Genomic DNA, 5,839 nt, shown 5'->3' on the forward strand with positions numbered 1-5,839 from the left:
TAGAGTAGGGTGGGCAAAGTCATCATTTCGTGACTAATCAAAACCACCAAACTCTTTTTGCCCACCCTACAAGCTACTGTTAAGTTTGATTACGTTAAATTTTACTTAAAAAAGTTACTTAATTTGACAAAATATTAAATAAAAACTGTAGCAGTTGCCACAACAGCAGTGGTTATTGTCTTATTGACTCAAAGCTTCTTGTTCAACTTGGTTTTCATGCCCAAGTTTTTTGATCACCCTGTATAGGGATTTCTAGCGTAATCAGGTAAACAGGATTTTTTCCCTGTTCCCAGATCCGCTGTTCCCTGTTCCCTTTTCCCATCAATCCTATGTTCAAAACTCAAATACAAACCCTATATTAACTATCACTATGACTACAGCAACTAATCCCACTCAGATTAACTCTGGTATTGGCGGTACCAAAAATTTCTACCACTGGAATTGGCAAGACAAACAATATCGAGTGGTCTACGAAACCATCGGCGCAGGAAACCCCGTACTGTTACTTCCTGCTTTTAGTACGGTTTCTAGTCGCACAGAAATGAAAGGTATTGCCAATCTACTCGCTACCAACTATCACGTTACCGTTCTAGATTGGTTGGGATTTGGCGAGTCTCAATGCCCGACTGTGGATTACAATCCCGTATTATTTCACCAGTTATTAGCAGATTTTATTAAATCTGTTTTTAATAATAACTCAATTATCGTAATTGCTGCCGGTCATGCTTCAGGATACGCTTTAAAATTTGCCCAATATAATCCAGATAGTATTTCTAAACTAATTTTAGTGGCTCCCACTTGGAAAGGACCGTTAAGAGCAATGGGTTTACCCGATGGAGTGAGAAACGGAGTAAAAAACCTAGTGCGATCGCCCTGGTTAGGTCAGAGTCTATACTATCTCAACACTACCCCTTCTTTTCTGCGCTTGATGTATAAACGCCATGTCTATGTGGATGAAACCAAACTAACTCCCGAATTTATCGCCCAAAAACATCAAATCACTTCCAAAGATGGCGGTAGATATGCCCCTGCTGCGTTTGTTACTGGCGCAATCGATCCTGTGGCTAATCGGGAGGAATTTTTGCAGCTTTTAGATTCTGTGCCGATGCCCTTATTAATGATATTAGCGGAAAATGCGCCACCTAAATCAAAAGCCGAAATGATAGCGATGGCGGAGTTAGAACAGGTGCAAACCGTTCGATTGGCTGGAACTTTAGGTATTTCTGAAGAGTATCATGAAGCGGTAACAGCAGTGATTGAGGATTTTATTTAGCGTTTATTTCAGTTGTGAGGTACACTTATCAAGCTCAAAGTCCCCCTTTTTAAGGGGGATTTAGGGGGATCCCTTTGTACCTAATGGTAAATAAAATTTTATTGAGCTATTTAGCGGACGCTTATAGTCTTAGGACGAGTTTGGAAGTTTATCAATTAATGAAACACACGGCTATTAGTCTATTTTGCGGTGCAGGTGGATGTTCTCTTGGGTTTAAACAAGCTGGATATTCAATTGTTTATGCGAATGATAAAGATCGGGCGGCAGTTGAAACATATAGAATAAATTTTCCCGAGTCGTTATGTAGCAATGAGGATATCGATAACCTAGATTTTAGGCAGGTTCTTTCTGAAATAGTAATGAAACCAGGAGAACTCGACATATTGATAGGGGGACCTCCATGTCAAGGCTTCTCCACAGCGGGTTCAAGGTTCTGGGATGATCCAAGAAATAATTTGCTTAAACAATACGTTAAAGCACTAACTATTTTGAAGCCAAAATGGTTTATTATGGAGAATGTTGAAGGGCTACTTACCTCCAAGAAAGGAAAATATGTATACGAAGCCGCTAAGGCGTTCATTGAACTGGGTTATTGGATTAGAATTGAGAAAATTTATTCTCAAGAATACGGTATACCACAAAGACGAAAACGAGTGATAATCATCGGGAATAGGTTGGGGCATGACTTTAGAATGCCAGCACCAAAAGTTAAAGTCTCCGGTCAACTATTCCGTAACTCTGATCTTACTATTTCTCACGCAATAAACAGTTTGCCACCAGCAACAAAAGATAAGGACACTCTACTAAAACCTTTAACCTCGCCTCCTCAAGATGATTTTGATTCTCTTCTTCGTGGAAATGCAACACAAATATCCGACCATTACTACCCAAGTATTAACGGCATCCAGCTAAAAAGAATTACTGCCTTAAAGCCAGGTCAAACCATGAAGGATTTGCCAGAGGAACTACAGCATGAGTCATTTAAGAAGAGAGCAAATAGGCGCGTTGCTGATGGAATGCCCACAGAAAAGCGGGGTGGAGCGCCATCGGGACTTAAAAGACTGATTGGAAATGAGCCGAGCTTAACCATCACTGGCGCTGCCACCAGAGAGTTAATACACCCAGTGGAAAACAGACCTTTAACGATAAGAGAGGCAGCACGAATTCAAACCTTTCCAGATGATTTTGTATTTTGTGGGAATGCCTCTCAGAAAATCCAGCAAATAGGCAATGCAATTCCACCAATTTTGGCTCGTATATTTGCTGAACATATCCGTGATAATTATGGCTTCGAGGGGGATCAAGAAAATCAAGGTCGCATGCTTGGCTTTTTGCTGACAAAGGCAGGGGCTATGAGCCCAGCGTTAAAAAATACAGAAATTTTGCTTAATAGCCTGATGGAAAATAAAACCCATCAACGTCAGCATTCAGCTCTCAGCTTAAGCGCTACGCGCACGCTACGCGAACAGCTCTCAGCTTTTGAAGAAAATAAGCTGATGGCTGACCACTGACCACTGACCACTGACTGCTGAATGCTTACGAAAATATAGTGTTTATGATAGCTATAATAAATGCTATATAGCGAGATTAAAATTCATTCTGGAGTAAAGCGATATGTCCGATTTGCTGAAAAGAATTACCATTAATCCAAGACAGTGCGGTGGTCGCCCTTGCATTCGAGGTATGAGAATTAGAGTATCCGATATACTGGATTTGTTTGCGGCTGGACTTACTGCTGAGCAAATCTTAGCAGAAATGCCTGATTTAGAAGCAAATGATTTGCAGGCAGCACTTCTATATGCCTCACGTAAGCTTAATCATCCGGTGCTAGTTCCATGACAATTTGGGTAGACGCAAATTTGTCGCCTGGGATTGCAACTTGGATTAGCAATACTTTTGGAGTGACAGCATTAGCTTTACGGGATATTGGTTTGAGAGATGCTGAAGATCCTGAGATTTTTGAGGCAGCAAAGGCTCAAAGCGTTATCTTCATGACTAAAGACAGTGATTTTGTCGATCTAGTCGATCGCCTTGGCTCACCACCTCAAATTATCTGGTTGACCTGTGGTAACACCTCAAATGATCGGTTGCGAGAAATTTTGAGTGCTACTTTACCAGAAGCACTAGAGCTTCTACGGTCTGGTGAAACATTAGTTGAAATTAGCGGAGACTAGCAGCGCAAGGTAAGAAATCTCTGAACCGAGATCGAGTATGGGTAATCTGTTGATTAGCAAAATTTACCCGTCCGCTTATTTTTACCGTTATCTCAACAAACAATACTCGTTTCAACATTAGGGCGATCGCTTGAAGTAATCCTCATTTGCTAGAATTTTTCTCTAAATATCCCATTGTTAGCCTGATTTAGCTAGATACAGCTAGATTTTATTCTACTGCCCTTAGCAGTGAGAAATTCTTAACCTTTTTTTTACTCATTTCTTAACGATGCAGATTACCATGAGATATAATTTAAGAAATGACATCTATAAAAAATATTGATATCATTATATATTAATGTATTTTTTTGAGGGCTAACGAGCATGATTGACTTCAAGAAGAAACTAGGTTTAAAATCGATCGAGAAAAAAGTCAATCCTATTGAGATTTATGACTCTCTTGACAGAAGGAGTGAGACAGGTCCTTTACGTCCTATTCAAAAAGAAGTTTTAGAAGAATGGTGGGCAAATCGTAGAGAAGAGAAAGATATTATCTTAAAGCTCCATACAGGACAGGGTAAAACTCTTATTGGCCTACTAATACTTCAGTCAAGACTTAATGAAAAAAAAGGGCCATGTTTATATGTTTGCCCTAATAAATATCTGGTGCAACAGACTTGCCAGCAGGCCGAAAGATTTGGGATAGGATACTCTGTTATCGGCAAAGATAATTCACTTCCAGACGAATTTGTTAATTCAGAACATATATTAATCACTCATGTTCAAAAAGTATTCAATGGTAAGTCTATATTTGGATTTGGCGGAAAATGTACAAAAGTAAATACTATTGTATTAGATGATTCTCATGCCTGTATAGACTCTATTAGTGAATCTTTTAAGATTAAAGTAGATCAAGATCATGATTTATATCAAAAATTAATTCAGTTATTTGAAAATGATTTAAAGGAGCAAGGAGAGGGAAGTTTTCTAGAAATCAAGGATGGTTATTATCATACCTTTTTGCCAGTTCCTTATTGGAGCTGGCAAAACAAAAAATCGGAAGTTTTAGAAATTATATCAGAGTACCGTGATTATTATGAAATTATGTTTACTTGGCCAGTAATCAAAGATAATATTGAGAACTGCCAGTGTTTCTTTAGTGGACAAGAACTCGAAATTTCAACTTTTATAAATCCAATTGATGACTTTGGGACTTTTAGTAAGGCTGAGCACAGACTTTTTATGTCGGCTACCTCACAAAATGATTCATCTTTTATTAAAGTTCTAGGTTTAAGTGCATCGGCAGTCAAGAAACCTTTGACTGCCAAGAATGAAAAATGGTCAGGGGAAAAAATGATTCTAATTCCTTCTATGATACATGAGGAATTAGACAGGGATTCGATCATCCACAAGTTTGCTGAACTTGCTCCTAAGTTAAAACCGGCGGGTATAGTATTTATTACCTCCAGCTTTAAGAAAGCTAAGTTATATGAAAAATTGAATTATACAGTTGTTGATAGCAAAAGTATCTTTGAAGAAGTTAATCAGTTAAAGTCAGGCAACACTAACCAGGGTATTGTAATTGTTAACAGGTACGATGGGGTAGATCTACCTGATGATGCCTGCCGAATCCTTATTCTTGATTCCTGTCCATTTGCTGAATCATTAACTGAAAGATATGAAGAATATTGCCGTTATAGCAGTGAGATAATTAGTATCAAGATTGCACAAAAAATAGAACAAGGATTGGGCAGGAGTGTTAGAGGAGAGAAAGATTACAGTGTCATCCTTATAATTGGAGATGACTTAGTAAAATTTGTTAAAAATGATTCTTATAAGAAATATTTTTCTGATCAAACTAGAAAGCAGATAGAGATCGGGTTTGAGATTGTAAAATACTCAATAGAAGACGATATTATAGAAGGCGAAGATCCTTTCATAAGTGTTCGCAAATTAGTAAATCAATGCTTGACAAGAAATGAAGGATGGAAAGAATTTTATAAAGAAAAGATGGATTCAATCGAAGATAACGACGGCTCTAATATTAGCATTGCAGATGTCTTAGAGTTAGAAAGAAAAGCGGAAGAAAAATTGTTAATAAATGACCCGGAAAACGCAATTTACTATATCCAAAAAATTATCGACAAATATTATGGTAAGGACTCGGAGGAAAGAGGATGGTATCTGCAAACTTTAGCCCGCTATAAATATAGGATAAGCAAGAGTGATTCAATTAAAATTCAAGGGAGTGCATTCAAGTGTAATAAGCAGCTTCTTAAACCTCAAAAAGGAATAATCTATAAAAAATTAAACTTCATAAATGAGAATAGGCTTAGAAGAATTAAAGATTGGGTTTCTTCTCATGGCAACTACGAACAGATGATGATAGAATTAACTTCTATAACAGATAACC

General features: G+C 37.9%; 5 protein-coding genes. All 5 read left to right on the plus strand.

Annotation, left to right across the window (positions count from 1 at the left end; all coding sequences use genetic code 11):
• The first annotated feature begins 370 nt into the window (after positions 1-370).
• A complete protein-coding gene (locus F6K37_RS30605) occupies positions 371-1,273 on the plus strand; it encodes an alpha/beta fold hydrolase (protein WP_287254273.1) in 903 nt (300 codons plus the stop codon).
• 83 nt (positions 1,274-1,356) lie between these two features.
• On the plus strand, positions 1,357-2,784 hold the full coding sequence (locus F6K37_RS30610) for a DNA cytosine methyltransferase (RefSeq protein WP_287254275.1): 1,428 nt from the start codon (positions 1,357-1,359) through the stop codon (positions 2,782-2,784).
• Between the two features lie 103 nt (positions 2,785-2,887).
• Positions 2,888-3,112 (plus strand): DUF433 domain-containing protein, encoded by a 225-nt coding sequence (locus F6K37_RS30615; RefSeq protein ID WP_287254276.1) that lies wholly within the window; start codon positions 2,888-2,890, stop codon positions 3,110-3,112.
• Positions 3,109-3,447: a DUF5615 family PIN-like protein gene (locus F6K37_RS30620; protein WP_287254278.1), complete on the plus strand. Its 339-nt coding sequence runs from the start codon at positions 3,109-3,111 to the stop codon at positions 3,445-3,447. The genes F6K37_RS30615 and F6K37_RS30620 overlap by 4 nt, the downstream gene beginning before the upstream one ends.
• Positions 3,448-3,810: 363 nt before the next feature.
• Positions 3,811-5,839: DEAD/DEAH box helicase (locus tag F6K37_RS30625; RefSeq protein WP_287254280.1), on the plus strand; the 2,029-nt coding region annotated here is incomplete at its 3' end.

The sequence above is a fragment of the Moorena sp. SIO4E2 genome, assembly GCF_010671945.1.
In the GTDB taxonomy this organism is placed as follows: Bacteria; Cyanobacteriota; Cyanobacteriia; order Cyanobacteriales; family Coleofasciculaceae; genus Moorena; species Moorena producens.

Excerpts from the sequence above, each read along its gene's own strand:
- F6K37_RS30605 (WP_287254273.1), top strand. The coding sequence starts at position 371 with ATGACTACAGCAACTAATCCCACTCAGATTAACTCTGGTATTGGCGGT.
- F6K37_RS30610 (WP_287254275.1), top strand. The coding sequence starts at position 1,357 with ATGGTAAATAAAATTTTATTGAGCTATTTAGCGGACGCTTATAGTCTT.
- F6K37_RS30615 (WP_287254276.1), top strand. The coding sequence starts at position 2,888 with ATGTCCGATTTGCTGAAAAGAATTACCATTAATCCAAGACAGTGCGGT.
- F6K37_RS30620 (WP_287254278.1), top strand. The coding sequence starts at position 3,109 with ATGACAATTTGGGTAGACGCAAATTTGTCGCCTGGGATTGCAACTTGG.